The sequence below is a fragment of the Citrobacter sp. Colony219 genome (assembly GCF_019382635.1).
Classification (GTDB): Bacteria; Pseudomonadota; Gammaproteobacteria; order Enterobacterales; family Enterobacteriaceae; genus Citrobacter; species Citrobacter youngae.
The window spans coordinates 4,081,038-4,106,816 of record NZ_CP080033.1; the positions used below are offsets into that span (position 1 = coordinate 4,081,038).

Consider the following 25,779-nt stretch of genomic DNA (forward strand, 5'->3'; position numbering starts at 1 on the left):
AACCTGTAATCCGTAGGCCTGATAAGCGCAGCGCCATCAGGCATTTTTGCGGAGACCCTTGCCGGATGGCGGCTTTGCCTTATCCGGCCTACAGGTCATATTTATCGCGCAACCCAACCGAGGGTTCGCTCCGCCAGCGCATCGCGCGCAGGGGTAAATAATTCCATCGCCATCAGCCCGACATTTCGTCCAACAACCAGCGGGGCCCAGCGATTGGCAAACAGATACACCAAATTATTAGTCACGCCAATCGTCGTTTCGCGATCGCGTTCGCGGCGATGCTGATAGCGTGCCAGCACCGCATAATCACCGACATCTTCCCCGCTGTTCTGCGCCTGGGTCAACGTTTCAGCCAGGCTCATCACATCACGCAGACCAAGGTTGAAACCTTGTCCGGCAATGGGGTGCAGCGTCTGGGCTGCGTTCCCTACCAGCACGGTTCGATGGGTAATCGCTTTTTGCGCCGAGGTTAACGAAAGCGGATAGGCGTTGCGTTTACCCGCCTTGATAATACGCCCCAGCCGCCAGCCAAACGCGGTTTGCAGTTCACGGCAAAACCGTTCGTCGGACCAGGCCAGAATCTCATCGCGCCGTTCCAGCGGATGACACCACACCAGCGAGCAGCGACCATCAGACATGGGCAGCATTGCCAGCGGGCCATATTGCGTGAAACGTTCAAACGCTCGACCGTCGTGCGGCACAGAGGTTGTGACGTTGGCAATTACCGCCAGTTGCTCATAGGGGTGTTGCTGCCAGTCAACGCCGCAGGCGGTAGCCAGTGCGGAGCGCGTACCGTCGGCGGCCACCAGCAGGCGACCATCAATCATTTCGCCATTTTCCAGCGTAACTTCTACGCGCTCCTGCGTGCGTGACACGCTGGCTACGCGGTCGGGGCAGTGCAGCGTGACGCCCGGCGCTTTACGCAGCAGCGCAAACAGACGTAGCCCGACATCGTGCAGCTCTACGACCTGCCCCAGCGCCGGAATACGGTATTCCTGCGCATCCAGCGTTACAAATCCGGCATGGCCGCGATCGCTGACGTGAACGGTTTTGATCGCCGTTGCGCAATCGGCTATCGCCTGCCATATGCCAATTCGCGCCAGCTGTTGGCAGGTCCCTGCCGCCAGCGCGATCGCCCGGGCATCAAACCCTGGATGGCGATCGTTGTCAGGCGCGCTTGCTTCTATCAGATGAACTGGCAGCGTCCCATAACTAAGCTGGGAAATGGCCAGCGCCAGCGTCGCGCCGACCATGCCACCACCGACGATAATCACGCTCATTGCAGTCGTGCCGCAGCCATCAGGGCTTCAATGTCATCCGCTTTCTTCACTACGCTGGCGGTCAGGTTTTCATTGCCGTCCTCGGTGATGAGAATGTCATCCTCAATACGAATGCCGATACCACGATAAGCCGGTGGTACATCGGCGTCTGGCGCGATATACAGTCCCGGCTCGACGGTGAGCACCATTCCCGGCTCAAGAATACGTGAGCGGTCCTGACCATAAACGCCGACGTCGTGCACATCCAGCCCAAGCCAGTGGCTTAGACCATGCATAAAGAATGGGCGATGTGCATTTTCGGTAATCAACTGATCGACATCACCGTGCAAAATACCGAGTTTCACCAGACCCGTAATCATGATGCGCACCACTTCGCCGGTGACTTCCTGAATGGACGTTCCGGGACGATACAGACGCAGGCTGGTCTCTAAGGATTCCAGCACGATATCGTAGATTTCACGCTGTGCTGGGGTAAATTTACCATTTACCGGAAAGGTACGCGTAATGTCGCCCGCATAGCCTTTGTATTCACAGCCAGCGTCGATCAGCACCAAATCGCCATCGCGCATTTCACTTTCATTTTCGGTGTAATGCAGGATACAGCCGTTTTCACCGCTGCCGACAATCGTGTTATAGGACGGATAACGCGCACCATGGCGGGTAAATTCGTGGTGAATCTCCCCTTCTAACTGGTATTCAAACATTCCCGGACGGCATTTTTCCATCGCACGGGTATGCGCCAGCGCGGTGATTTCTCCGGCACGACGCATGACCGCAATCTCTTCTGGTGATTTGAACAGGCGCATTTCATGCACCATTGGACGCCAGTCGATAATCGCGGCAGGCGCTCGCAGATTTTGTCTGGAACCTTTACGCAGTTTATCCAGCGCTGTGCACACAATCTCGTCAGCCCAGGCATATTCGCCTTGTGCGTGATACACCGCGTCCAGGCCATTGAGTAAAAGGTGTAACTGTTGGTTGATTTCGCTGAAGGCCAGCGCCCGGTCAACGCCGAGTTTTGCCGGTGCGGCATCCTGACCGAGACGGCGGCCAAACCAGATCTCCGCCGTCAGATCGCGAACCCGATTGAACAAAACGCTATGGTTATGAGTGTCATCGCTTTTAATCAGCACCAGCACGGCTTCAGGTTCGTTAAAACCGGTGAAGTACCAGAAATCACTGCTTTGGCGGTACGGGTATTCACTGTCCGCGCTGCGCGTCGCTTCAGGCGCGGCAAAAATCAGCGCGGCGCTGCCGGGCTGCATTTGTGCCAGTAAAGCCTGGCGGCGGCGCTGGAATTCTTGCTGAGATATTTCGCTCATCACACTCTCCTTGGCGTTTTGTTCTTAATGCAGAGTCGGTTTACGGACTTCAGGCGCGGTCGGCTGTTGACGCGTAAACGTGTCATGACACAGCAAGGCGGCTACACGCACGTATTCGATGATCTCTTCGAGCGACATTTCCAACTCTTCCTGATCTTCGTCTTCGTCATATCCCAACTGAGCGATATTACGCAGGTCGTCAATCGCTTCCCCGGTTTCGCCGGTCACTTTGTCGAGCTTCGGTTGTGTCACACCGAGGCCCAGCAAAAAGTGGTTTACCCAACCAGCCAGCGCATCGGCGCGATCGAACACGCTAACGTCATCGCCTTCAGGCAGATAAAGCTGAAAAAGGAAACCATCATCTTCCAGCGCATCGCTGGTGGCAGAGTGCATTTTCAGCAGCGCCTGAGCCAGCTCGTGACCGAAGGCCAGACCTTCGTTCGTCAGGTCGTGCAGCAGCGGCTGCCATGAGCTGTCGTTGTTGCCGCCACAAATCATTCCGCTGATTAAGCCGTGCATTTCGGCCGGGGTTAATCCAGCCCCTTGTTGGTTCAAAAACTGGCTAACGTCGTTGTAGCCAGGCATTTCGTTCTGTATAGACATAAGCATTCGTCATCAAAGGGAGGAATATTCATGGTATGCTACCACTTTGGACCCTGGTGAACCAGAAAAGGGCTTGTATCTTGATACCAGGGTAGCTATAGTGTCGCCCCTTCGCGGACCCAAGGTCTGGAGACGAAGGCAGCGCAGTCAATCAGCAGGAAGGTGGCATGTCTGCACAACCCGTCGATATCCAAATATTTGGCCGTTCACTGCGAGTGAATTGCCCGCCTGAACAAAGGGATGCGTTGAATCAGGCTGCGGACGATCTCAATCAGCGATTGCAAGATCTGAAAGTTCGCACTAGAGTCACAAATACTGAGCAGTTGGTTTTCATCGCCGCGTTGAACATCAGCTATGAATTAACTCAGGAAAAAGCGAAGACGCGTGAGTACGCGGCGAGCATGGAACAACGTATTCGGATGCTACAACAGACCATCGAACAGGCGTTGCTTGATCAGGGTCGCATAACCGAAAAAACGGGCCAAAACTTTGAATAACACTTTTCGGTTTACTGTGGTAGAGTGACCGTGAAGACAAAATTTCTCTGAGATGTTTGCAAGCGGGCCAGTCCCCTGAGCCGATATTTCATACCACAAGAATGTGGCGCTCCATGGTTGGTGAGCATGCTCGGCCCGTCCGAGAAGCCTTAAAACTGTGACGACGCATTCACCTTGAACCAAGGGTTCAAGGGTTACAGCCTGCGGCGGCATCTCGGAGATTCCCTTCTACCTGGCAACAGCCATGACACTACTTTCTGAACTCCCTTTATCCCGGCAAGAAATTCGTCAACTGATTCGTCAGCGTCGACGTGCGCTTACCTCTGAGCAGCAGCATCAGTACGGTCAGCAGGCCGCGACCCGAATGCTCAGTTTTCCTCCAGTTGTACTCGCACATACGGTGGCAGTATTCCTCTCGTTTGATGGCGAACTCGATACTCAGCCGCTTATCGAACAGCTGTGGCGAGCGGGCAAGCGCGTCTATCTTCCGGTGCTTCATCCCTTCAGCCCCGGTAATTTACTGTTCCTGCACTATCATCCGCACAGCGACCTGGTGACCAATCGCTTAAAAATTCAGGAACCACGGCTTGATGTACGCGACGTATTGCCGCTGTCAAAGCTGGATGTACTGATTACACCGTTAGTGGCGTTTGATGAATACGGGCAACGCCTGGGCATGGGCGGCGGATTTTACGACCGTACGCTACAAAACTGGCAGCAGCATAAGATCCAACCCGTGGGCTACGCGCATGACTGCCAGTTAGTCGAGAAGTTGCCGGTTGAAGAGTGGGATATTCCGCTGCCTGCGGTGGTGACGCCATCCAAAATTTGGGAGTGGTAACCGTTTTTTGTCGATTGACAGCGTCGTTTTTTTGACCTAAATTCCTCGGTGAAGGGTGAGGGAGGCGAACCTCCCTCCTGCGTACTCTCTGTTAATATGCTGGCGAAGCGATGATTAACAGGATCAGCAGCATGATGACGTATCTCATCATCGTCCCTTTCCTTTTCAGAGCCCCTGCTTCGGTAGGGGCTTTTCCGTTTCAGCGCTATGCTGAGCCCCTATCGTAAATTCCTTTTATTGATGTACAACGCAGAGCGCAGCCTTTAATTACCAATTGCGGCAAGGGTCGAAAACAGAATGTATGCGTTACACAAAGAGATAGTAAGGCAGGAAAATCAGAGGAAAGATGGGCAGGTCAACCGCCTGCCCATGTAGAGGAAATCAGTACAGCAGACGAGCGCGAATGGTTCCCGGAAGGGCTTTCATCGCCAGCAGCGCTTTCTCCGCCACATCTTCATCCGCTTCAATATCAATAACCACGTAACCTACCTGTGCGGAAGTCTGCAGATACTGTGCGGCAATGTTGACGCCCTGCTCGGCAAAAATCTGGTTCAGCGCGGTCAGTACGCCGGGACGGTTTTCGTGAATGTGCATCAGACGACGACCACCGTGCAGCGGCAGCGACACTTCCGGGAAGTTAACTGCAGACAGCGTAGAACCGTTGTCGGAATACTTGGTCAGTTTACCCGCCACTTCAAGGCCGATGTTTTCCTGCGCTTCCAGCGTGGAACCACCAATATGCGGCGTCAGGATCACGTTATCAAAATCACACAGCGGCGAGGTGAAAGGATCGCTGTTAGAAGCAGGCTCGGTTGGGAATACGTCGATTGCCGCCCCCGCCAGATGTTTCGTTGCCAGCGCATCACACAGCGCAGGAATATCGACAACCGTACCGCGTGCGGCGTTGATCAGCAGTGCACCTGGTTTCATCAGCGCAATCTCATGCGCACCCATCAGATTTTTGGTGGAGGCGTTTTCCGGCACGTGGAGGCTAACCACATCGCTCATATTCAGCAGGTCGGAAAGATGCTGTACCTGCGTGGCGTTGCCCAGCGGTAGTTTATTTTCAATATCATAGAAGTAGACGTGCATCCCCAGCGATTCCGCCAGAATGCCCAACTGAGTACCAATGTGGCCGTAGCCGATAATCCCCAGTTTCTTGCCACGCGCTTCAAACGAGCCGGTAGCCAGTTTATTCCACACGCCGCGGTGCGCTTTGGCGTTCGCTTCGGGGACGCCGCGTAGCAGTAGCAGCAGTTCGCCAATCACCAGTTCGGCAACAGAACGCGTGTTAGAGAATGGCGCGTTAAACACAGGGATCCCGCGCTTTGCCGCAGCAGACAGATCAACCTGATTGGTGCCAATGCAGAAGCAGCCAATCGCGACCAGTTTCTCTGCGGCGTCAATCACATCTTCAGTCAGATGGGTACGGGATCGCAGGCCAATGAAATGGGCATCACGGATGGACTCTTTCAGTTGCTCAGTGTCCAGAGCGCCTTTGTGAAACTCGATGTTGGTATAACCTGCTGCACGAAGGCTTTCGAGCGCTTTTTGATGCACGCCTTCAACCAGCAGAAATTTAATCTTCTCTTTCTCCAGTGATACCTTTGCCATTTCCCCGACCCTGTCTTTTTTTGTTCAAACTGATGTGTTGTGTGTGGGATTTTCATCCTCCTCTTCAACATATCAAAAAATAATATTGCGGCAATATGAACGTTTGCGTCGCCGTGCTGAGGAAATGTCATTCAGCGGGAATTGTCAGAGGAATATACTGGCGATAACTTTTTCTTTGGAGGGATCGGCAGGACAATATTATAAACGTGACACAAGTCACCAAATTTGCCCTGCCAAAATTTTTTTAACGGGAGAAGACGCTCCCATCAGATCATTTTACGATAGTTTTCACGCCGTCCGGTGTGCCAATCAGCGCCACATCCGCACCACGGTTGGCGAACAGACCTACGGTTACTACGCCCGGAATCGCATTGATGGCGTTTTCCAGCGCCACGGCGTCAAGGATCTCCAGACCGTGTACATCAAGGATCACGTTGCCGTTGTCCGTCACTACGCCCTGACGGTATTCAGGACGGCCGCCCAACTTCACCAGTTGACGCGCGACTGCGCTGCGCGCCATTGGGATCACTTCCACCGGCAGCGGGAAGTTACCAAGAATATCGACTTCTTTGGACGCGTCCGCGATGCAGATAAATTTCTTCGCCACCGAAGCAATGATTTTTTCACGGGTCAGCGCTGCGCCGCCGCCTTTGATCATCTGCATATGGCCGTTGATTTCATCCGCGCCGTCAACGTATACGCCAAGGCTGTCCACCTCGTTAAGATCGAACACGTGGATGCCAAGGCTTTTGAGTTTTTCGGTCGAGGCGTCCGAGCTGGACACTGCGCCTTCAATCTGACCTTTCATTGTGCCCAGCGCATCAATAAAGTGTGCGGCTGTTGAACCGGTACCTACGCCCACAATGGTGCCGGGCTGTACATACTGAAGTGCCGCCCATCCTACTGCTTTTTTCAGTTCATCCTGCGTCATGATCGTTTCGCCTGTGGTGTGAATATGGTGGGAAAATTCACGCGCATTATAGAACATTGTGCAGAAAAATGTTCCCACACCCGCTCGCAAGCGGCGGATTTCGTCTTTACCCAACCTAAATTTGTGTCATAGTGCAGAACAAGCAAAATTTTCAGGAGTGCGTCAAAGCAATGAAACGTCCGGACTACAGAACACTACAAGCACTGGATGCGGTTATTCGTGAACGAGGATTTGAGCGCGCGGCGCAAAAGCTGTGCATCACGCAATCCGCGGTTTCACAGCGCATAAAACAGCTTGAGAATATGTTCGGACAACCGCTGCTGGTGCGTACCGTCCCCCCGCGCCCTACCGAACAAGGACAAAAGCTTCTGGCACTTCTGCGCCAGGTTGAACTGCTGGAAGACGAGTGGCTGGGTGATGAACAAACCGGATCGACGCCGCTGCTGCTTTCTCTGGCGGTGAACGCCGACAGCCTGGCAACCTGGTTACTTCCGGCGTTAGCCCCGGTACTGGCCAATTCGCCGATTCGGCTAAACCTGCAGGTTGAGGATGAAACGCGCACTCAGGAGCGTCTGCGTCGTGGTGAAGTGGTCGGTGCGGTGAGTATCCAACATCAGGCGCTGCCAAGCTGTCTGGTGGATAAACTCGGCGCGCTGGACTACCTGTTTGTTGGCTCCAAACCTTTCGCCGAACGTTATTTCCCTAACGGCGTCACCCGCTCCGCCCTGCTGAAAGCCCCGGCGGTAGCGTTTGACCATCTTGATGATATGCACCAGGCGTTCCTGCAACAAAACTTCGACCTGCCGCCGGGCAGCGTGCCGTGTCACATCGTTAACTCGTCTGAAGCTTTCGTCCAACTGGCGCGTCAAGGCACCACCTGCTGCATGATCCCGCACTTACAGATTGAGAAAGAGCTGGAAAGCGGCGAGCTGATCGACTTAACGCCAGGCCTGTTCCAGCGTCGGATGCTTTACTGGCACCGTTTTGCACCGGAAAGCCGCATGATGCGCAACGTTACCGACGCGCTGCTGGAATACGGGCACAAGGTGTTGCGTCAGGATTAAACCATTTATTGCTCCAGAGTGCCGGATGGCGGCGTAACGCCTTATCCGGCCTACAAGCCTTTACCCTCTTTTCATGCTATTCCCGCCACGTCTTTGAAATACATCACAAAATAAAACACGCCACGCGGCAAAAAACGACGTCCTGTTGGCTATTTTTTGCTGGCGACAAGCCAAATGAAAAAGCTCACCGTATCCGCAAAGATTCAACTTATTGCGTAATACGGAGCAAAAAATGGCAAACGTGCAGGAGTGGCAAACACTCGCCAACAAAGAACTCAGTCGACGGGAAAAAACCGTTGAGTCGCTGGAAAGACAGACGGCGGAAGGGATTGCCATCAAACCGCTGTACACCGAAGCGGACCTCGATAATCTGGAAGTCACGGGCACCCTCCCCGGTCTGCCGCCTTACGTGCGTGGCCCGCGCGCCACCATGTATACCGCGCAGCCGTGGACCATTCGCCAGTACGCCGGTTTCTCTACCGCCAAAGAGTCCAACGCCTTTTACCGCCGCAATCTCGCCGCCGGGCAAAAAGGGCTTTCCGTCGCCTTTGACCTTGCCACCCATCGCGGTTATGACTCAGACAACCCGCGCGTGGCAGGTGACGTCGGCAAAGCGGGTGTGGCGATCGATACTGTCGAAGATATGAAGGTGCTGTTCGACCAGATCCCGCTGGATAAGATGTCGGTATCAATGACCATGAACGGCGCGGTGCTGCCGGTACTGGCGTTTTATATCGTCGCTGCAGAAGAACAAGGCGTAACGCCGGAGCAACTCACCGGGACCATTCAGAACGATATTCTGAAAGAGTACCTGTGCCGCAACACCTACATTTACCCGCCAAAACCTTCAATGCGTATCATCGCCGACATCATCGCCTGGTGTTCCGCCAATATGCCGCGCTTTAACACCATCAGCATCAGCGGTTATCACATGGGGGAAGCCGGGGCGAACTGCGTCCAGCAGGTGGCGTTTACGCTGGCTGACGGCATTGAGTACATCAAAGCCGCGCTGTCTGCCGGGCTGAAAATTGATGACTTCGCGCCGCGCCTGTCATTCTTCTTCGGCATCGGCATGGATCTGTTTATGAACGTCGCCATGCTGCGCGCGGCTCGCTATTTGTGGAGTGAAGCAGTCAGCGGTTTTGGCGCAAACAACCCGAAATCTCTCGCTCTGCGTACCCATTGCCAGACCTCCGGCTGGAGTCTGACCGAGCAGGATCCTTACAACAACGTGATCCGCACGACCATTGAAGCGCTCGGCGCTACGCTTGGCGGCACCCAGTCTCTGCATACCAACGCCTTTGATGAGGCGCTCGGGCTACCCACCGATTTCTCGGCCCGCATCGCGCGTAATACACAGATCATCATTCAGGAAGAGTCAGAGATCTGCCGCACCGTCGATCCGCTGGCCGGATCGTATTACGTCGAGTCGCTCACCGATCAAATCGTGAAGCAGGCGCGCACGATCATCAAACAAATTGATGAGGCAGGCGGCATGGCGAAAGCGATCGAAGCCGGGCTCCCTAAACGGATGATCGAAGAAGCTTCCGCGCGCGAGCAGTCGCTGATCGACCAGGGTAAACGCGTTATCGTCGGTGTGAATAAGTACAAGCTAGATAAAGAAGACGAAACGTCGGTACTGGAAATCGACAACGTGAAGGTGCGCAACGAGCAAATTGCCTCGTTGCAGCATATCCGTGCAACTCGCGACACTGATGCCGTCAATGCCGCACTCGCGGCGCTGACCCACGCCGCGCAGCATAATGAAAATCTACTGGCCGCCGCCGTTAACGCCGCCCGCGTTCGCGCCACGCTTGGTGAGATCTCCGACGCGCTGGAAACCGCTTTTGACCGCTATCTGGTTCCCAGCCAGTGCGTCACCGGGGTGATTGCGCAAAGCTATCACCAGTCCGACAAATCCGCCGATGAGTTCGACGCCATCGTTGCGCAAACCGAACAGTTCCTCGCGGAAAATGGTCGCCGACCGAGGATCCTGATCGCCAAGATGGGCCAGGATGGTCACGATCGCGGCGCGAAAGTGATCGCCAGCGCCTACTCCGATCTCGGCTTCGATGTTGACCTCAGTCCGATGTTCTCCACACCAGAAGAGATCGCCCGTCTGGCGGTAGAAAACGATGTGCATGTAATAGGCGCATCGTCACTGGCGGCGGGTCATAAAACGCTGATCCCGGAACTGGTTACCGCGCTCAAAAAATGGGGGCGTGAAGATATCTGCGTGGTAGCAGGAGGCGTTATTCCGCCACAGGATTACGCTTTCCTGCACGAGCATGGCGTGGCCGCCATTTATGGCCCCGGCACACCAATGCTCGACAGCGTTCGCGACGTATTAACCCGTATCAGCCAGCATCATGATTAACGCCGCCACGCTTGAGGATACCGTTCGTCGCTTGCGGCTTGGCGAACGGGCTACGCTCGCCCAGGCAATGACGCTGGTCGAAAGCAGCCACCCGCGCCATCAGCCGCTGAGTACGCAGTTGCTGGACGCGATTATGCCGTTCACCGGTAACGCCCTGCGTTTGGGGATAACCGGTACGCCGGGCGCGGGCAAAAGCACCTTTCTGGAAGCATTCGGCATGCTGTTAATCCGTCACGGATTACGGGTGGCGGTGATCGCCGTCGATCCCAGCAGCCCGGTCAGCGGCGGCAGCATTCTTGGCGATAAAACCCGCATGACGGAGCTGTCTCGCGCAGAATCTGCGTTTATTCGCCCGGTTCCCTCCAGCGGTCATTTAGGTGGTGCCAGCCAGCGCGCCCGCGAATTAATGCTGCTTTGCGAAGCGGCTGGTTTCGACGTGGTGATTGTGGAAACCGTCGGCGTTGGGCAGTCAGAAACCGAAGTCGCAGGCATGGTGGATTGCTTTATCTCACTGCAAATCGCCGGCGGTGGTGATGATTTGCAGGGCATCAAAAAAGGTCTGATGGAAATGGCGGATCTGGTCGTCATCAATAAGGACGACGGCGAGAACCATACCAACGTGGCCATCGCCCGCCATATGTACGAATCCGCCCTGCATATTCTGCGCCGCAAATATGACGAGTGGCAGCCGCAGGTTCTGACCTGTAGCGCACTGGAAAAACGCGGTATTGAGGAAGTTTGGCAGGCGATAACCGACTTTAAAACGTGCCTTACCGCCAGCGGTCGACTGGAAAAAGTCCGCCAGCAGCAGGCGGTGGACTGGTTACACCAGCAGGCTGAAGAAGAAGCCCTACATCTGCTGTTTGCGCGGACTGATTTCGACCGCTATTTCCAGCAGACGCTACAGGCCGTCAAAAATAACGATCTGTCGCCGCGCACCGGTCTGCGGCACATCAGCGAATTTATCCAGCATCATTACTTTCAATAAAGAGAACATTATGTCTTATCAATACGTCAACGTGGTCATCATCCAGAAAGTCGCGGTTATTGAGTTCAACTACGCCCGCAAGCTCAATGCCCTGAGTAAAGTGTTTATTGACGATCTGATGCAGGCGCTGAGCGATCTCAATCGTGCGGACATTCGCTGCATCATTTTGCGCGCTCCGAGTGGAGCCAAAGTTTTCTCTGCCGGGCATGATATTCATGAACTCCCGACCGGACGTCGCGATCCGCTCTCTTATGACGATCCGCTGCGTCAGATAACCCGCATGATCCAAAAATATCCAAAACCGGTGATCTCTATGGTCGAAGGCAGCGTCTGGGGCGGCGCGTTTGAGATGATCATGAGTTCCGATCTGATCATCGCCGCTGAAACATCCACCTTCTCGATGACCCCGGTCAACCTTGGCGTGCCGTATAACCTGGTCGGCATCCACAACCTGACTCGCGACGCCGGTTTTCACATCGTTAAAGAGCTGATTTTTACCGCTTCGCCGATTACCGCTCAGCGTGCGATGGCCGTCGGGATCCTCAACCATGTGGTTCCTGTAGACGAACTGGAAGATTTCACCCTGCAAATGGCGCACCACATCTCGGAAAAAGCGCCGCTGGCAATCGCCGTCATTAAAGAAGAGCTGCGCGTGCTGGGTGAAGCGCACACCATGAATTCCGATGAGTTCGAGCGCATTCAGGGCATGCGCCGCGCGGTGTACGACAGCGAGGATTATCAGGAAGGGATGAACGCGTTTATGGAAAAACGTAAACCTAATTTTGTCGGCCATTAATCACGTCTGAGGAAGGAGACGGCCATGAAACGGATGAGCGCCGAACAGGCGGCAGAAATTATCCAGCACGATGATATGGTGGCGTTTAGCGGCTTTACCCCCGCGGGTTCGCCAAAAGCGTTACCCACCGCAATTGCCCAACGCGCCTGCGAACAGCATCAGAACGGACAGCCTTTTCAGATCCGCCTGCTGACCGGAGCATCAATTGGCGCCGCCGCTGATGATGTACTATCCGCGGCGGATGCCGTTTCCTGGCGTGCGCCTTATCAAACGTCATCGGGCCTGCGCGAGAAAATTAATCAGGGCCAGGTGAGGTTTGTCGATCTCCATTTGAGCGAAGTGGCGCAAATGGTTAATTACGGCTTTTTTGGCGAGATCGACGTTGCCGTCATTGAAGCCTCAGCCATCGCGCCGGATGGCCGGATTTGGCTGTCCAGCGGTATCGGTAATGCCCCCACCTGGCTGCTGCGGGCGAAAAAAGTGATCATTGAATTGAATCATTACCATAATCCGCGTGTGGCGGAGTTTGCCGATATCGTGATACCCGGTGCGCCGCCGCGGCGTAACAGCGTACCCATTTTTCATACCATGGATCGCGTAGGCAGCCAGTGCGTACAGATAGACCCCAAAAAGGTGGTTGCGGTGGTGGATACCGAACTGCCCGATGCAGGAAATGCATCGGATAAAACCAATCCGGTCAGCCAACAAATTGCCGATAACGTAGTCTCTTTCCTGCTGGCAGAAATGGCGCACAAACGCATTCCATCTGAGTTTCTGCCCTTACAAAGCGGGGTGGGCAATATCAACAACGCGGTAATGGCTCGACTGGGCGAGAACCCGGATATCCCGCCCTTTATGATGTATTCGGAGGTGTTGCAGGAGTCGGTGGTGCATCTGCTGGAAACGGGCAAGATAACCGGTGCCAGCGCCTCCAGCCTGACCATTTCAGCCCCGTCGCTACAGAAGATTTACGACAACATGGACTTCTTCGCCAGCCGGATTGTATTGCGCCCGCAGGAGATCTCCAATAACCCGGAAATCATCCGTCGGCTGGGGGTTATTGCGCTCAACGTCGGTCTGGAGTTTGATATCTACGGTCATGCCAATTCCACGCACGTTGCGGGGGTGAACCTGATGAATGGCATCGGCGGCAGCGGGGACTTCGAGCGCAACGCCTACCTGTCTATCTTTATGGCGCCGTCGATTGCCAAAGGCGGGAAAATCTCAACCATCGTACCGATGTGCAGCCATGTCGACCACAGCGAACATAGCGTTAAAGTGATCGTGACCGAACAAGGGATTGCCGATCTGCGTGGGCTATCTCCGATGCAGCGGGCGCACACGATTATCAATAACTGTGCGCATCCGCTTTACAGAGATTATTTGCACCGCTATCTGGAAAAAGCGCCCGGCGGGCATATCCATCACGATCTCAGCCATGCGTTCGATCTGCATCGCAACCTTCTCGAAACAGGCTCGATGCTGGGTTAACTTGCACTACCGTCACGATCTTCAGCAATATGCTGGAGAATGGTGGCGGTATAGCGATGATTTTTCAGCGAATAGAGAAACTCCTGCATATACATGGGACTGCCGGGCGCGTCGAAATATTTCAGCGTCGACGGGTTCACCAGCCGCCATGCGAAGTGCGGGATCACCGTCAAAAACTGCCCGCGCTCCACCGCGCTAATCTTGGCCATAAAGCTGTACGGACGATAGATTATCGTCGGGTTGATCCCGCAGGGCCGCATGTATGCATCCAGCATCGCCTCAAAGTTGGCGCGATTCTGGAAGCGCATTTGCAGCCAGGGCAGCTCGCGCAGCAGATCCTGCGGCTGTTTTTCTTCATAGCGCCGGGAAACGAGAAACCCCAGACGCAGCGGAGGCAGTTCGCTGATCGCCAGGTTTTCCAGCTCCTGCACGCGGGGGGAAACGTGCTGTGGCGAGATAATAAAATCCAGTTTGCGGTCGAACAGGTTATCAATCACCCCATTCTCGCTAAATTCAACGGCCTGAGCCGTTACACCGTCATACTTGTCACCAAGGCTAATCAACTGGTCAAAAATAATCGTCGGGTAGGTATTGTCGATGCCGATGACGATTTCCCGCGAGCGGCGAGAGGCGTTATGGATTTCGTTATCAATGGCAGAGAGGCGCTGATAAACGGGAAACAGCTTCTGATACAGCTCCTGTCCGGCTTTATTCAGGCTGATGTTGTTATCTTTACGGGTAAACAGCGTATAGCCGATTTGATCTTCCAGTGCGGCAATGCTTTTGCCAAACGGCGATGCGGTCATGTGTATTTTTTCTGCCGCTCTGGCGATGTTATTGGTTTGCGCCAGCAGAATAAAATTACGCATCTTTTTTGAGATAAAAATATCCATAGCGTCCCCTTAAAAATCGCTATGGCCTATCCTCATTACGGCGAAAAAAAAGACCGGATGTGAAGTCTCATTTTTACAGTTGCTCACAGAAAAAACCCGGCTGGAAAGCCGGGTCTGCAACAATTACTGAGTTTTGGCAGGCGTTGCCGCTGGTTGCCCCGCCGTCGGCTCAATCTGGAAGACGACATCAACCTGATCGTCAAACTGAATAACCGGCTGTTCGTAGGTTTCCTGAGCAGAGGCAGCAGGTGCCGCGTCTGCCTTCATCATCCGTACCATCGGGCTAGGCTGATAATTGGAAACGTGGTAGCGCACGCTGTACACCGGGCCAAGTTTGCTATTGAAGCCCGCGGCCAGCTGTTCAGCCTGATGAATGGCATCATCAATTGCCGCTTTACGCGCTTTATCTTTGTAAGCATCCGGTTGAGCAACGCCCAGTGATACCGAACGGATCTCATTCAGACCCGCCTTCAGCGCGCCATCGAGCAGCGCGTTGAGCTTGTCAAGCTGACGCAGCGTGACTTCTACGGTGCGCACTGCACGATACCCTTTGAGGATACTTTTACCATTCTGGTAGTCGTAGTCCGGCTGGGTTCGCAGGTTTGCAGCGTTAATATCTTTCTTCGCTATCTGGTTTTGTTCAAGGAAGGACAGATATTGCGCCACGCGCTCATCGGCCTGCTTCTTCGCTGAAGCCGCATCCTTGGCAGCAACGTTCACTTCAATTGCCAGCGTGGCGATGTCTGGTGTCGCATCCACGCTTGCCGTTCCGGAAGTCACGATGTGCGGTCCATTTGGCAACTCATTTGCCTGTACCGATAGTGCGCTGAATCCGACTAATGCCGCCAGGGCCATTATTTTGAACTTCACGGTCGTTCCTCCATGTTTCATTAATTACCCCGAAACTCAGGGCACATGCAGGCAAGCTTAGCCGATCTCGCTGCGTTGTCCATCAGACAACACTTAGTTGAACAACGCATGAACGTGCGCAACACCTTCTTTTGCCAGTTGAAAAGCGATAAACCACATCACTAATCCTACCAGGGTATTGATGATGCGCTGTGCTTTAGCCGTGCGCAGACGCGGAGCCAGCCAGGCCGCCAGCAATGCCAGACCGAAAAACCACAGGAACGAAGCGCTGACGGTTCCCAGCGCAAACCAGCGCTTAGGCTCAACGTCCAGTTGGCCCCCCAGACTCCCCAGCACCACAAAGGTATCCAGATAAACATGTGGGTTTAGCCAGGTTACCGCCAGCATGGTGGCGATGATTTTCCAACGTCCCTGCTTCATTACCTCAGCGCTGGCCAGTTCCAGATTACTGCTCATCGCCGTTTTTAACGCGCCAAAACCGTACCAGAGCAGAAACGCCACTCCGCCCCAGGTGACCAGCGCCATCAACCACGGCGACTGCATCAGCAAAGCGCTACCGCCAAAGATACCGGCGCAGATCAGCACTAAATCGCTGATAGCACAGAGTAAAGCAATCATGATGTGATACTGGCGGCGAATGCCCTGGTTCATCACGAAGGCATTTTGTGGACCAAGCGGAAGTATCATGGCCGCACCAAGTGCAAGCCCTTGAAAATAATACGATAACACGTTAATCATCCCGAACTGTTTCTCTTAGGAGCAGACTATAGCGCGGGAAAATCATTAGCGGAAATTGATAATTTTAATCGCAGATTAGGGAAATTAATGGAAAGATAGTTTTATCGGCCCGGAAAGCGAAAGCACCTCCGGGCGCGTAATTACTCTGCCGTACTCTCTTTCACACGCTTGAAGTTCACATCCATCTGCGGATACGGGAAGCTGATGCCGTTGGCATCGAACTCACGCTTAATGCGTTCCAGTACATCCCAGTAGACACTTTGCAGATCGCTGCTGTTGCTCCAGACGCGTACGACGAAATTAATTGAGGAAGCCCCCAGCTCATTCAGGCGCACCGTCATTTCACGGTCTTTAAGAATGCGATCTTCCGACTGAATGATATCAGTGAGGATTTTTTTCACCTGATCGATATCGGAGTCGTAAGCCACGCCGATAATAAATTCGTTACGACGAACCGGCTCGCGAGAGAAGTTAATGATGTTCCCGGCAATAATTTTACCGTTTGGGATCACAACAATCTTACCGTCAACGGTGCGCATAGTGGTGGAGAAAATCTGCACATTGAGCACGGTTCCGGCCACGCCGCCGAGATCGACATACTCACCCGCACGGAACGGACGGAACATTACCAGCAGGACACCTGCGGCGAGGTTAGACAGCGAGCCTTGCAACGCCAGACCGACGGCTAAACCTGCGGCACCGAGAACGGCGATCACGGAGGCAGTTTGCACCCCAACGCGGCCCAGCGCGGCAATCAGCGTGAACGCGATAATACCGTAACGCACCAGTGCAGAGAGGAAGTCGGCAACGGTGGCATCAATTTTACGCGCCAGCATCAGGCGGTTAACGGTATTTGATACGATGCGCGCCACGATCATACCGATAATGACAATCGCGATGGCCGCAACGATGTTGACGGCATAGCTCAACAGCAGTTCCTGGTTACGCACCAGCCAGGTGCCCGCACCGTTTATGCTGTCGACAACATTCAAATCTTCCATTTAGTATTCCTTGGTCATGTCAAAAAAATTCATGAGATCATTCTCACAAAAATACTGTACTAAAGGTAAACAAAAAAGACCGAACATGCCATTTTTCAACATGATCCAATAAAAGCATTCGTAGATTCAATGATCGGTTGGTTGATCAATCATCCGCAAGAACCCGCTGACCAGTGGATCTTTCTGCTTAAAGATTTCGGCAATTTCACTGACCACCTTTCCGCTACCTGCATTCTTCCAGGCGATAGAGAGCGGTGACGGTTGGCGTGGATTGATTACCTCACGGGCAACCAATGCTCCGGACTCAACATAAGGACGACACATCCGCTCCGGCAAGAAACCGACCCCGAGGCCGCTTAAATGACAGGCCAGCTTGGTACTGAGATCCGGAACTTTGATCTCCTTTTGACCACTGAGCAGCCAGGCAACGCGGCGCGTAAGCGTGCGCGAGGTATCTTCAATATTAATCGCCGGGTAACGACGCAGCATATCGTCTGACAGTACAGGCGCGGGGTGGCGAGCCAGAGGATGATTCTGCGCCACCACAAACTGCCAACTGATGTCACCGAGTGACAACAGAGAAATATTATTGGACAACGACTCCGATCCGGTGACGCCAATGGCTAACTGGAAATCGTCATACAACAGTGAATCCCACACGCCCATATAGACCTGTCGGGAAATCTGAAAGCGGGTAAAGGGAAATTGTTGATGCAGCCAGGTCAGTAAATCCGCCGTGGTCTGTGGCTGGTACAGCAGATTATTGATAACGATATTCACCTGCCGTTCAACGCCCGCATTGATTTGCTGAAGCTCATCCGGCATCGCATCCAGCCAGTTGAGCCACTGCCGGCAATGCTCAAGCAGATGCTGTCCGGCCAATGTCAGACTGACAGTGCGCGTAGTGCGCATGAAGAGTTGAGTCCCCACCTGCTCTTCCAGCGTTTTGATACGATAGCTAATCGCCGCTGGCGTTTTATGAAGCGAACTGGCTGCGCGGGAAAAACTCTCCGTCTCCGCAACCCGAATAAACGTGCGTATTGTTTCCTGATCGAGCATGCATTCTCCTTGGATCGTTCCTCTGTAACCACTGTTGAGCTATTGCTATCCCTAGCAATATATCTGCTCCCGAGGTATGACCAACAGCAAGCAGATGCGCAATTGCAAAATGAGACTCGCGCCCCGGTTGTAAAGCGCGTATGACCTTCTGCACTGATGTAGAAAACTCCCCCACTCTGGCGCTGTTCAAATAGCTGCAACTGACTGATGTAGTGAGTTTTGCCAGCTGTTTCGCCGGAGGTAAAAAATACTGAAGTTGCGCAGAAAACCCTGCGGCATACAGTACGGCCAACATGCCAGTGAGCATGTCATCACCGCTAGGCGTCAGCCCAGGTCCACATCCGATCAGCCAGCTCCAGTCGGGGGTCATGCCGCAATACCAACAATAAAGCTGCTTAATAATCTCAGAATAGTGCGACATCGTGTGAACCGGTTGATTTAGCGCTCCGCAGAGGCCACTGTGTTGCGTACAAAAAGAAAGATCGACTGGGGCAATGGCGATGGAGCTTATTGGCAATTGCAGTATGCGACGCGGGCAAATTGTGATGTTTTTCCCTCGAAGGATATTTCCTTGTTTGCTTAGCCATTCAATCTGAGCCACGTGGGGAAACTGCACGGTACTCAGCAATACGGCTGTCGGCCCCATTCCTTTTCCGTGGCGAAGCAACGTCAATAACTCACCGTCTGGACGGCAAAAGTTAATCGCCTGCGTAAAACAGCTATGCCGTCTCCATTCGCCATCGGGAAGCCGATAAAACCCGGCGCAGGCTAGAGCATTAATTGTCTTCATCAGTAATACTCAGGGGCGGCCTTGCCGCCCCTTCAATATCAGGCGGTGATGTGATGTAGTTCGGCCAGAGCTTCAAGTGCTTTTTCAAAACAGAGTAGCGGTGCACGTACGGTTCCCGCCCCGACCTGACCAATCCCCGCATCTTTATGCGCGATACCGGTATTAATCAGCGGCGTAATCCCCGTCTCTACGACACGACGGACATCCAGCCCCAGACATGCCCCCTTGAAATCCCATGAGGGGATCTGAAACAGCGGGTTGTTGGCAAGATAGATCTCCGCCATCTCTTCTGAGGTTTCCAGCGCCGCGCCCATACCACCCGCGCCGACGAAGCGCGTTACGCCGGGTGCCGCAATCATTGCTGCACCACCAATCCCCAACGTTTCTGTGATGGCGCTGTCGCCAATGTCCGGATTCGCGTCAGCCTGGCTATAGCCGGTAAAAAACAAACCCTGCGGCGTATTTACCGGCGCGGTAAACCAGCGATCGCCAGTTCCGCTCACGCGAATGCCGAAATCACGACCGTTACGCGTCATCGCAGTGACCACTGAGCCTGCCTTAATTTCCGCCGCGGCATCCATCACTGCCTTACTATAGGCCATAGCCAAATTGAGGAAGAATTGGTCTGTTACGCTCAGGAACTGCAGTACCTCAGTGATTTCCGTCTTCGGACGATCCAGACCCGCGATCACCGGAGAGAGTGTACGCAGTAACAGAGAAGAGGCAGCAATATTACGCTGGTGGAACTCATCGCCCATGGTGATGGCCTGCGCCATCATTGCCGTCAGATCGACGCCATTTTCCATCAGCGAGAGCGCTTCCTGTAGTACTGGCGCCAGCGTGTCGCGCATCCAGCGCAAGCGCTTTTGCACGTCATCACCGTAGGCGCCAAAACGCATCACTTTGCCAATACCTTCATTGAGGTTGCAGCAGGACTGGTTACCATGCACCACGTCACGCACCACCAGCACCGGCATATTAGCGGAGGTGATTCCCCCCATCGGACCTACCGCACCAACGTGATGGCAAGGGATAAAATCAACCTCACCCTGCTCCAGCATCCACACGGCATCTTCTTCCGTCACCGCCCAGCCTTCAAACAATGATGCGCCAATGCAGGCTCCGCGCATTGGGCCGGTCATCTCTTCCCAGGCGATCGGCGGACCAGCGTGCAATAATTTGCGTCCAGAAGACAATTCGGCCACCGCTTCTTTTGCAGGGCGCACAGCAACCCAGTGGGGACGCGCGGCTTTAATTCGTTCGATAATGGCTTCGTTGGCCTGTGCAATAGATGAATACATATCCGTACCTCTGAACTTAATGTAACTGTTTGAGTAAACTGGCAAGACGGGCGTTGCCACCGGCAACAGGCGCCCACTGATAATGCACAACCGGCGTACCGCTGCTTTGCAGATCCAGTGCAAAGCTGCGTAATCCAGCGTTAATGACCTGTACGCCATCAAGGAGTGCGCTATGGGATGCCAGGATGCTACGTTCCTGGTGATGTGTCAGGTTGACGGCGAGTAAAACTGCCTCTTCCAGCGTTTCCACCACCGCTATCCCAGCCTCGCGAAGTATCTCCGCCTGCCCACAGCGCCCCTGCGGATCGGCCTCGGTTCCGGTCAGAGTGGCAATCACCACAAGCGGGGCGGCACGTTTGGCTCGCACCTGCTCTACCGCCTCAACAACCGCTCCAGCCGGGTCAGCACAGGCGCCATAGCCCAGCACCACATCCAGAAGCAGTACGCCCACATCCGGCAACGCGGCCAGTTTTTCGATCTCAATGCTGCGAGTCGTCGGGTCAATCATCGGATGCGGTCTGCCCAGGGTGTAGCTGTCGTCCCCCAGGTCGACAATGCGATGGCCACCGCCTTCCAGCATCACTCCCTGGTCATGGCTTTCGCTAACGGGTACTCCCAGCCCGGCAGAGAGCAACATAGCGGCTTCAGCTGCCAACGTGCCGCCGGCGTACAGACCGTAAATACCTTTACCTGCCACTTCCGGTTGAACCTGTCTCTGCAGTGCCACACGCATCAGCAATACCGCCAGTTGTGCAGCATCAGAAAGTGAATTCGCCAGCCAGACGTTACCTTCGCGACGCTGCTCCGGCTTGCTTCCCAGAAACAGCGCGACAACCGGTTTACCCACGTTTTGCATCGCGGCAATAATGCGGGTTCGCACCTGCGGTGACGGTGGTTTAGAGACAAACGCAATCACCCGCGTGGCATCATCCGTAGCCAGCATTTCCAGTGCGGTCAATGCGCTGATGCCGCCAACATCAGCACTCAGGTCGCGACCACCCAGACCGATAGCGTGGCTCACACCCTGCTGGTGTAGTGCAATCTGCGAAGTAATTTCCTGAATCCCGGTGCCTGACGCGCCAATCACGCCAATCCCGCCTTCAGGGAGTACGTTGGCGAAAGCTAATGGACTTCCGGCTATCATCGCGGTTCCGCAGTCTGGTCCCATGACGAGAAGCCCGCGCTCGCGCGCCAACGTTTTCAGCTCAACTTCTTGCTCCAGCGGCACGTTATCGGAAAAGAGCATCACGTTTTTGTTCGCCAACAGTCCCTCTTTGGCAACGGACGCGGCATATTCCCCAGCGACCGATATCAGCAACAGATTAGCCTGAGGCAATTTCTGGCACGCACTTTCGAAGCGACGTGCTTTAACCAGTTGATGCGAACTCCCTGACGCATTGGTAATCGCGTTCAGCTCTTTTTCCAGTTGCTCACGGATCAAATCCAGTATCCCGGGCTCTTCGCCTTCGGTTCGGACTGCGACACAAATATCGTTTGGCGTGGCGTCAGCAAAGTCGTCGTGCCAGAATCCGGTGGAATCCAGCATTGATTTATTGGCTGGCGTTCCCATCATGACTGAAACCTGATCGACTTCCGGGCGTTCACTGAGTTTTCGGGAAATGATCATCAGGCTGACGGAATCCTGAAAACTTCCCTTTTTAATAAAGGCGTAAATCATTACCGCTACCTCTTTATGTGCGTTTTTCTTTTAAAAACAGCATTGCAACTAAACCGATAGCCAGCAGAGTGGCTGAAACATAGAAGCTGGAAGCCAGGCTTCCGGTCATATCACGTGCCGCGCCGGCAATAATGGGGGCAAGAATAGATGAGCTCATGCCGATGAAATTAAATAAACCAAATGCGGTGCTGTAGTTATTTTCATCCACGCTGTCGGCAACCAGCGCAACCAGTACTGGATCCAGCGCCAGTTTACCCACCAGACCATAGACACACAGCGCAATGATTACCCCTGTCATATTCGGCATCCAAATAATTGACAGCATGCTGATAATCGCTACCGGCACCAGAAACATAATTAATGGTTTTCGCTTGCCTAATTTGTCAGAAAGGCTGGAGAATAACAGCGCGCCAGGAATTGAAATCCAGGCCACCAGCGAAGAGATAAACCCGGTTTCGCTACCGGCAATACCACGTTCATTTTGCAAATAATAGGGAAGCCAGGTCAGGATTACGAAGAAACCGAACAGGCTACAGAACACCATTATATAAGTAATAATTAAGTTACGATTTTTTAGCAGGTCGCTGAACTTACCTTTTTTCACCGGCGCACCATCGACATCAGCGGTGCGTTTCTTCTCTTTTACGAACAGCCATATAGCCACCCCGACCAACACCGAGGGAACCGCCATCGCATAAAATGGCATGCGCCACGAATGTCCTTGATCGTATACCAGCCAGCTTGAGGCCATCAAACCCAGCGCAATACCAAAGGCCATACCACTGTTGATGATCGCACTGCCAAGAGAACGATATTTCTTCGGGATCTGCTCGGAAGAGAGACCGTATTGCGGACCGTAGTAGGTTCCTTCACCAGCCCCCGTTACCACGCGGGCAAATAGCAACGTATACCAGCTTTTCGCCCAACCAGTAACCGCGGTGAAAACACCAAATAGAATAAATCCTGGAACCAGTACTTTTTTCTTACCAATTTTGTCGCCCAGAATTCCGGCTGGAACCTGAAGCAAAGCATAAGAAAAATAGAACACGGAATTAAGAATACCTAACTGTGTGCCGCTTAAACCAAATTCCTTTTCTAATTCGCCCATCACCGGATTGAGCACCGTACGGTCGGCGTACATAAAAATCCATCCGAGCCAGAACAGGAAAACGGTGACCCACCAGGCCGGTATTCCCTTTTTCTTTGTGGCCTCAGCCACTTCATATGAACCAGACATAAGCAATCTCCCGGTAATAATTACCGCTGAATACCTCATGTTACCTGACACGATACGTGAGGTTTGATGTTTTAACTGCGCCTACCTTATCGGGGTAAAAATGTATTTCATTTGAACAAAGTCACACAAAATCCATTGTTATAAATTCCTGGGAACTGACCACAGCATTATTAAAAAAAGTCTAATAATCATTTTTAAAACAATTTAAATAAAGAGACTGAAATCATCATTAATTATCGAGTTATTTTTGTAGATATTTTACTTGTCGCTCCCATCACATAATAAAGGTAATAAAACGTTATTTTGACCGCGAGATAATTTGCATAATGAGGTCATCAATGAAAAAGAGAATTGTCATTGCTCTTGGCGGTAATGCGTTATTACAGCGCGGAGAAATTTTGAGCGCAGAAAACCAGCGGCGGAGCATTCAGGTATTTGCTGAGATGGCAGCCGAATTAGCCCGTGACTATCAGTTGGTCATTGTTCATGGCAACGGCCCTCAGGTTGGCCTGCTGGCGCTACAGAATGCAGCATACAAAGAATCCCCGGTCTGGCCGCTGGATATTCTGGTCGCGGAAAGCCAGGGAATGATCGGTTTCGCTATTACTCAGGAACTGGCGTCATCCGCGGGTAACTCTCCCGTCACAACGCTGATGACCCGGGTTGAGGTGGATCCGCAGGACGAAGCCTTCTCAGCTCCCGGTAAGTATATTGGCCCCGTGTATCAACCGGATCAACAGGCAGAGCTGGAAGCACGCTATGGCTGGCAGATGAAAACCGATGGGCAATATATTCGCCGCGTGGTTCCCTCACCGACTCCGCTGAAAATTCTCGATAGCGACGCCATCCGTACGCTGATGGATGCGGGACATACTGTGGTTTGCTGTGGTGGCGGCGGTATTCCGGTTATTGCACAGGGTGATGGTTACCAGGGAACCGAGGCCGTCATTGATAAGGATTTGACTGCTGCCGTTCTGGCACAATCCATCAACGCTGACCATCTGCTGATTCTGACAGACGCCGATGCCGTGTATGAAAACTGGGGAACGCCGCAGGCGCGTGCGCTACGACATGCCACCGTTGAGGAACTTACGCCATTTGCCACACCTGATGGCGCGATGGGGCCTAAAGCGGCGGCGGTGATGCAGTTTGTCAAACAGACCGGGAACGCGGCATTTATCGGCGCCCTGAAAGATGCCCCGCAGATTCTGGCTGGAGAAAAAGGTACCTGCGTGACAAAGTAAACCGAGATGAAAAAAAGGCTTCCCGGAGGAAGCCTTGTTTGTCGTTAGCAGACTGAATTACAGAACGTCAACCGCGTTCAGTTCTTTGAAAGCCTGTTCCAGACGGGTGATCATGGTTGCCTGACCAGCACGCAGCCATACGCGCGGATCGTAGTATTTCTTGTTCGGCTGATCTTCGCCTTTCGGGTTACCCAACTGGCCCTGCAGGTAAGCTTCGTTTGCTTTGTAGTAGTTCAGAACGCCTTCCCAGGTAGCCCATTGGGTATCGGTGTCGATGTTCATTTTCACTACGCCGTAGCTTACGGAGTCTTTGATTTCCTGAGCAGTAGAACCGGAACCGCCGTGGAAGACGAAGTTCAGGCTGTTGTGCGGCAGGTTATGTTTCTTAGAAACATAGTCCTGAGAGTCGCGCAGGATGGTCGGGGTCAGAACCACGTTACCCGGCTTGTAAACGCCGTGTACGTTACCGAAGGACGCTGCGATGGTGAAACGCGGGCTGATTTTGCTCAGCTCGGTGTACGCGTAATCAACGTCTTCCGGCTGGGTGTACAGTGCAGAAGCGTCCATATGGCTGTTGTCCACGCCGTCTTCTTCGCCACCGGTGCAACCCAGTTCGATTTCCAGAGTCATGCCCATTTTGGACATGCGCGCCAGATATTTGGAGCAGATTTCGATGTTCTCTTCCAGAGACTCTTCAGACAGGTCGATCATGTGAGAAGAGAACAGCGGTTTGCCGGTTGCTGCGAAGTGTTTTTCACCCGCGTCCAGCAGACCGTCGATCCACGGCAGCAGTTTCTTCGCGCAGTGGTCAGTGTGCAGGATAACCGGAACACCGTAGTGTTCAGCCATCTGGTGAACATGATGCGCGCCAGAGATAGCACCCAGGATTGCAGCGCCCTGAGGCACGTCGGACTTCACGCCTTTACCCGCGATGAAAGAAGCACCACCGTTGGAGAACTGTACAATTACCGGCGCTTTAACTTTTGCAGCAGTTTCCAGAACGGCGTTGATGGAGTCGGTACCCACGCAGTTAACAGCTGGCAGAGCAAAGTTGTTTTCTTTAGCTACCTGGAAAACTTTCTGTACGTCATCACCAGTGATTACGCCTGGTTTTACGAAATCAAAAATTTTAGACATATTACGAGTCCTGTATCTTCGGCCTTG

The 25,779-nt window shown here is 53.5% G+C and carries 23 protein-coding genes and 1 other RNA gene; 9 read left to right on the forward strand and 15 right to left on the reverse strand.

All coding sequences use genetic code 11. The features are described from left to right. Window positions 1-101 precede the first annotated feature (101 nt). The 3 genes from ubiH to JTI85_RS18210 are packed head-to-tail and all read right to left on the reverse strand — an operon-like array spanning window position 102 to window position 3,205. Entirely contained in the window at window positions 102-1,280 is a 1,179-nt protein-coding gene (gene ubiH, locus JTI85_RS18200) for a 2-octaprenyl-6-methoxyphenyl hydroxylase (RefSeq protein ID WP_219351857.1), read from the reverse strand. Further along, complete coding sequence (gene pepP, locus JTI85_RS18205) at window positions 1,277-2,602, reverse strand: Xaa-Pro aminopeptidase (RefSeq protein WP_199986144.1); 1,326 nt, start codon at window positions 2,600-2,602, stop codon at window positions 1,277-1,279. Before pepP ends, ubiH begins: the two co-directional genes overlap by 4 nt. A 24-nt stretch (window positions 2,603-2,626) precedes the next feature. Beyond that, entirely contained in the window at window positions 2,627-3,205 is a 579-nt protein-coding gene (locus tag JTI85_RS18210; RefSeq protein WP_086523442.1) for a YecA family protein, read from the reverse strand. Window positions 3,206-3,372: 167 nt separating this feature from the next. Between JTI85_RS18210 and zapA the strand changes: the two genes are divergently transcribed. The 3 genes from zapA (at window position 3,373) to JTI85_RS18225 (ending at window position 4,543) form a co-directional block, all read left to right on the forward strand. After that, window positions 3,373-3,702, forward strand: a complete 330-nt coding sequence (gene zapA, locus JTI85_RS18215) for a cell division protein ZapA (RefSeq protein ID WP_003026980.1) — start codon at window positions 3,373-3,375, stop codon at window positions 3,700-3,702. A 41-nt stretch (window positions 3,703-3,743) separates the two neighbouring features. Continuing rightward, window positions 3,744-3,927, forward strand: a non-coding RNA gene (gene ssrS, locus JTI85_RS18220) — 6S RNA. Window positions 3,928-3,946: 19 nt separating this feature from the next. Then, window positions 3,947-4,543, forward strand: a complete 597-nt coding sequence (locus JTI85_RS18225) for a 5-formyltetrahydrofolate cyclo-ligase (protein ID WP_101742755.1) — start codon at window positions 3,947-3,949, stop codon at window positions 4,541-4,543. 381 nt (window positions 4,544-4,924) lie between these two features. Here the strand turns inward: JTI85_RS18225 and serA are convergent, their stop codons facing one another. Both serA and rpiA read right to left on the reverse strand, forming a co-directional pair. Beyond that, window positions 4,925-6,157, reverse strand: a complete 1,233-nt coding sequence (gene serA / locus JTI85_RS18230; RefSeq protein WP_115642908.1) for a phosphoglycerate dehydrogenase — start codon at window positions 6,155-6,157, stop codon at window positions 4,925-4,927. Between the two features lie 271 nt (window positions 6,158-6,428). Beyond that, window positions 6,429-7,088 (reverse strand): ribose-5-phosphate isomerase RpiA, encoded by a 660-nt coding sequence (gene rpiA / locus JTI85_RS18235; RefSeq protein ID WP_086523812.1) that lies wholly within the window; start codon window positions 7,086-7,088, stop codon window positions 6,429-6,431. Window positions 7,089-7,258: 170 nt separating this feature from the next. Between rpiA and argP the strand changes: the two genes are divergently transcribed. The 5 genes from argP to JTI85_RS18260 all read left to right on the forward strand — a co-directional run bounded on the left by argP (window position 7,259) and on the right by JTI85_RS18260 (window position 13,804). After that, window positions 7,259-8,152 (forward strand): DNA-binding transcriptional regulator ArgP, encoded by an 894-nt coding sequence (argP, locus tag JTI85_RS18240; protein WP_003026988.1) that lies wholly within the window; start codon window positions 7,259-7,261, stop codon window positions 8,150-8,152. 232 nt (window positions 8,153-8,384) lie between these two features. Then, window positions 8,385-10,529, forward strand: coding sequence for a methylmalonyl-CoA mutase (gene scpA / locus JTI85_RS18245; protein WP_219351859.1), 2,145 nt, complete (start codon window positions 8,385-8,387; stop codon window positions 10,527-10,529). After that, on the forward strand, window positions 10,522-11,517 hold the full coding sequence (meaB, locus tag JTI85_RS18250; protein ID WP_124020899.1) for a methylmalonyl Co-A mutase-associated GTPase MeaB: 996 nt from the start codon (window positions 10,522-10,524) through the stop codon (window positions 11,515-11,517). The genes scpA and meaB overlap by 8 nt, the downstream gene beginning before the upstream one ends. Window positions 11,518-11,527: 10 nt before the next feature. After that, window positions 11,528-12,313, forward strand: a complete 786-nt coding sequence (scpB, locus tag JTI85_RS18255) for a methylmalonyl-CoA decarboxylase (RefSeq protein ID WP_003026994.1) — start codon at window positions 11,528-11,530, stop codon at window positions 12,311-12,313. Between the two features lie 24 nt (window positions 12,314-12,337). After that, window positions 12,338-13,804, forward strand: coding sequence for an acetyl-CoA hydrolase/transferase family protein (locus JTI85_RS18260; protein ID WP_192464393.1), 1,467 nt, complete (start codon window positions 12,338-12,340; stop codon window positions 13,802-13,804). On the opposite strand, the gene JTI85_RS18265 is transcribed toward JTI85_RS18260, so the two are convergent. From JTI85_RS18265 to JTI85_RS18305, 9 genes are all read right to left on the reverse strand, one after another. Further along, window positions 13,801-14,697, reverse strand: a complete 897-nt coding sequence (locus JTI85_RS18265) for a LysR family transcriptional regulator (protein ID WP_219351860.1) — start codon at window positions 14,695-14,697, stop codon at window positions 13,801-13,803. The two genes, JTI85_RS18260 and JTI85_RS18265, sit on opposite strands and share 4 nt — an antisense overlap. A 123-nt stretch (window positions 14,698-14,820) precedes the next feature. After that, complete coding sequence (locus tag JTI85_RS18270) at window positions 14,821-15,567, reverse strand: oxidative stress defense protein (RefSeq protein WP_199954402.1); 747 nt, start codon at window positions 15,565-15,567, stop codon at window positions 14,821-14,823. 93 nt (window positions 15,568-15,660) lie between these two features. Next, complete coding sequence (gene argO, locus JTI85_RS18275) at window positions 15,661-16,296, reverse strand: arginine exporter ArgO (RefSeq protein ID WP_003027005.1); 636 nt, start codon at window positions 16,294-16,296, stop codon at window positions 15,661-15,663. Between the two features lie 149 nt (window positions 16,297-16,445). Beyond that, complete coding sequence (locus tag JTI85_RS18280; protein WP_040232115.1) at window positions 16,446-17,306, reverse strand: small-conductance mechanosensitive channel MscS; 861 nt, start codon at window positions 17,304-17,306, stop codon at window positions 16,446-16,448. A gap of 126 nt (window positions 17,307-17,432) precedes the next feature. Continuing rightward, window positions 17,433-18,365, reverse strand: coding sequence for an HTH-type transcriptional activator AllS (gene allS / locus JTI85_RS18285; protein WP_061068532.1), 933 nt, complete (start codon window positions 18,363-18,365; stop codon window positions 17,433-17,435). Beyond that, window positions 18,283-19,155 carry a DUF2877 domain-containing protein gene (locus JTI85_RS18290; RefSeq protein WP_199969652.1) on the reverse strand — a complete coding sequence of 291 codons (873 nt, stop codon included), beginning with the start codon at window positions 19,153-19,155 and terminating at the stop codon, window positions 18,283-18,285. Before JTI85_RS18290 ends, allS begins: the two co-directional genes overlap by 83 nt. 38 nt (window positions 19,156-19,193) lie before the next feature. Next, window positions 19,194-20,456 (reverse strand): DUF1116 domain-containing protein, encoded by a 1,263-nt coding sequence (locus JTI85_RS18295; protein WP_061068533.1) that lies wholly within the window; start codon window positions 20,454-20,456, stop codon window positions 19,194-19,196. Between the two features lie 16 nt (window positions 20,457-20,472). After that, window positions 20,473-22,134: an acyl-CoA synthetase FdrA gene (locus JTI85_RS18300; protein WP_061068534.1), complete on the reverse strand. Its 1,662-nt coding sequence runs from the start codon at window positions 22,132-22,134 to the stop codon at window positions 20,473-20,475. A gap of 13 nt (window positions 22,135-22,147) precedes the next feature. Then, window positions 22,148-23,371: an MFS transporter gene (locus JTI85_RS18305; RefSeq protein WP_219351861.1), complete on the reverse strand. Its 1,224-nt coding sequence runs from the start codon at window positions 23,369-23,371 to the stop codon at window positions 22,148-22,150. A gap of 338 nt (window positions 23,372-23,709) precedes the next feature. Here JTI85_RS18305 and JTI85_RS18310 point away from each other — a divergent pair, with 338 nt between their 5' ends. Continuing rightward, window positions 23,710-24,615, forward strand: coding sequence for a carbamate kinase (locus JTI85_RS18310; protein ID WP_061068536.1), 906 nt, complete (start codon window positions 23,710-23,712; stop codon window positions 24,613-24,615). A gap of 57 nt (window positions 24,616-24,672) precedes the next feature. On the opposite strand, the gene fbaA is transcribed toward JTI85_RS18310, so the two are convergent. Next, window positions 24,673-25,752 carry a class II fructose-bisphosphate aldolase gene (gene fbaA, locus JTI85_RS18315; protein ID WP_003027029.1) on the reverse strand — a complete coding sequence of 360 codons (1,080 nt, stop codon included), beginning with the start codon at window positions 25,750-25,752 and terminating at the stop codon, window positions 24,673-24,675. Between the last annotated feature and the right edge of the window lie 27 nt (window positions 25,753-25,779).